Origin of the sequence: Dietzia sp. DQ11-71, assembly GCF_014144995.1 — a bacterium.
Taxonomy (GTDB): domain Bacteria; phylum Actinomycetota; class Actinomycetes; order Mycobacteriales; family Mycobacteriaceae; genus Dietzia; species Dietzia kunjamensis.
Genome location: NZ_JAALDT010000109.1, coordinates 1 through 2,900 on the forward strand (window position 1 = coordinate 1; position 2,900 = coordinate 2,900).

A 2,900-nucleotide genomic window follows, 5' to 3' on the forward strand; every position below is an offset into this window, starting at 1 on the left:
CCGAACTGTTCGCCCTGGAGCTCCATTCGCGTGGCGTCCGCGGTGTCCGCGCGGTGGACGGCGGCCACGACGCACTCCGGGCCGCCCGGGCGCTGGCCCTGCTCTCCGGGGCCGACCACCTGCTGCGGGAGCGCTCGGCCATTTCGGCACACTGAGCCCGGTCGACCGGGGGCGTCGGCACGCCGGCGCCGGTACGGTCGCACCATGACGGACATCTCCGCGGACCTGCTGGCCGAGATCCTCGACGAGGTCCGGGAGGACGCCTCCGGCGACGTCGTCCCCCACCTCGGCGACTACGAGCATCCCCACCCGGACGCCCTCGCGCTGGCGGTCTGCGACCTGGACGGCCACGTCGTCTCGGCCGGTGATGACGAGACGCTCTTCGACCTGCAGTCCGCGTCCAAACCGTTCGTCTACGCGCTCGCGCTGGACCAGAAGGGCGTCGACGTGGTCGCGAAGCGGATCGGGGTGGAACCCTCCGGGGACCCGTTCAACGAGATCTCCCTCGAGGCCGGCACCGGCCGCGCCCCCAACGCCCTCGTCAACGCCGGCGCGCTCGCCGCGCACGCGCTGGTGGGGGAGGAGGACGACGACGAGGACACCCGTTTCGAACAGATCCGCGTGATGTTCTCCCGCCTCGTGGGCCGGGAGGTCGAGGTCGACCAGCAGATCATCGACATCGAGGCCCGGAGCGCCCACCGGAACCAGGCGCTCGCGCATCTGCTGGCGGAGGAGGGCACCCTGGCCGACGACCCCCACCAGGTGGTGTCCGGGTACGGCCGGCAGTGCGCGATCCGGGTGGACACCCGCGAGCTGGCGCACATGGCCGCGATGTTCGCGGGCGGCGGACGGTTGCCGGGTGACGGTGAGCAGGTCCTGGGTCGACGGGCGGTGCGCTACGCCAACAGTGTGATGTTCACGTGCGGCATGTACGACGCGGCCGGGGACTGGGTCTACCAGGTGGGTCTGCCCGCCAAGAGCGGCGTCTCGGGGTGCCTGTTCGCGGTGGTGCCCGGCCGGCTCGGGGTGGCCGCGTACTCGCCCCGGTTGGACGAGCACGGCAACAGTGTGCGCGCCGCCGCCGCGATCGAGGCGCTGTCCGACCGACTGGAGCTGCACGTCCTCGACATGGCCTGAGGCCGACGGGTCGCAGCCCACGGGTTCGGTCCCCGGGCCGGTCACGACTATCCTCGACAGTCGTGACCGATTCGACTCCCGCCGCGCCCGGGGCCGCCACCGGTGAGCCCGCCGACGACACCCCTGAGCAGCTGCGCATCCGCCGCGACAAGCGGCAGCGCATCCTCGACTCCGGGGCGCAGGCCTACCCGGTGGAGGTCCCCCGTACCCACGGGCTCGCCGAGATCACCTCGGACCCCCGCTTCACCGCGCTGGAACCGGGTGAGGAGACCGACGCCCGGGTCTCGGTGGCGGGCCGGGTCCTGTTCATCCGCAACACCGGCAAGCTGTGCTTCGTGCGCCTGCAGGACGGTCTCGACCCGTCGGCGGACCTGTCCGCCCCGGTGGCGGAGGGGGAGGTGGGACCGCTCACGCCGCAGCTGCAGGTGATGCTCTCGCTGGCAGCCGTCGGCCAGGAGCGGCTCGACGCGTGGAAGCAGGACGTCGACCTGGGTGACCACGTCTCGGTGACCGGCCGGGTCGTCCGGTCCAAGCGCGGTGAGCTGTCCGTCATGGCCGATTCCTGGGTGCTGGCGGCCAAGTCGCTGCGCCCGCTGCCGGTGGCGCACAAGGAGCTGAGCGAGGACACGCGCGTCCGCCAGCGCTACACCGACCTGATCATGCGGGACGCCGCCCGCCGCAACGCCATCACGCGCATCAAGGTGGTCCGCGCCTTGCGTGACGCGCTGGAGAGGCGCGGCTTCCTCGAGGTGGAGACGCCGATGCTGCAGACGCTGCACGGCGGCGCGGCGGCCCGGCCGTTCATCACCCATTCCAACGCGCTCGATCTGGACTTGTACCTGCGCATCGCCCCCGAGCTGTTCCTCAAGCGGTGCGTGGTGGGCGGGATCGAGCGGGTCTTCGAGATCAACCGCAACTTCCGCAACGAGGGCGTGGACTCCTCGCACAGTCCCGAGTTCGCGATGCTCGAGACCTATCAGGCCTACGGGGACTACGACACCTCGGCCACAATGATCCGCGAGGTCATCCAGGAGGTCGCGCACGCGGTGTTCGGCTCCACGACGGTCACGCTCGCCGACGGCACCGAGTACGACCTCGGCGGGCAGTGGCGCGAGATGCGGATGTACCCGTCCCTCAACGAGGCGCTGCGCGCCAAGCACCCCGGGGTGGTGGGGGACGACGACGAGGACCCCGTCACGGTCGACTCGACGGTCGACGAGCTCACCGAACTGGCGGGGAAGGTCGGTCTCGAGGTCCCCAGTGGCCAGGGGTGGCTGCACGGCAAGCTCGTCGAGGAGCTCTGGGAGCACCTGTGCGGCGATCAGCTCGACGGACCGGTCTTCGTGCGGGACTTCCCCGTGGAGACCTCGCCGTTGACCCGCGATCACCGCACCGACCGCGGGGTCACCGAGAAGTGGGACCTGTACGTCCGCGGATTCGAGCTGGCGACCGGCTACTCGGAGCTCGTCGATCCCGTCATCCAGCGTCAGCGCTTCGAGGACCAGGCACGGCTCGCGGCGGCGGGTGACGACGAGGCGATGGTGCTCGACGAGGAATTCCTCGCCGCGATGGAGCAGGGCATGCCGCCGACCACCGGGCTCGGGATGGGGATCGACCGACTGCTCATGGCGTTGACCGGCCTGGGCATCCGCGAGACCATCCTGTTCCCGATGGTCAAGCCGCTGCCACGCGACTGACGGCGGCGGCCGGGTGGGGCTGCGGCCCGGTCGGCGCTCGGGTCGCCGGTCAAGGCGCCCCCGCGC

The 2,900-nt window shown here is 71.4% G+C and carries 2 protein-coding genes; both read left to right on the plus strand.

The window, feature by feature from the left end; genetic code table 11:
• Positions 1–204 precede the first annotated feature (204 nt).
• On the plus strand, positions 205–1,137 hold the full coding sequence (glsA, locus tag G6023_RS04420; protein WP_067711597.1) for a glutaminase A: 933 nt from the start codon (positions 205–207) through the stop codon (positions 1,135–1,137).
• Positions 1,138–1,199: 62 nt separating this feature from the next.
• Positions 1,200–2,834 carry a lysine--tRNA ligase gene (gene lysS / locus G6023_RS04425; protein WP_182634193.1) on the plus strand — a complete coding sequence of 545 codons (1,635 nt, stop codon included), beginning with the start codon at positions 1,200–1,202 and terminating at the stop codon, positions 2,832–2,834.
• The last annotated feature ends 66 nt before the right edge of the window (positions 2,835–2,900 follow it).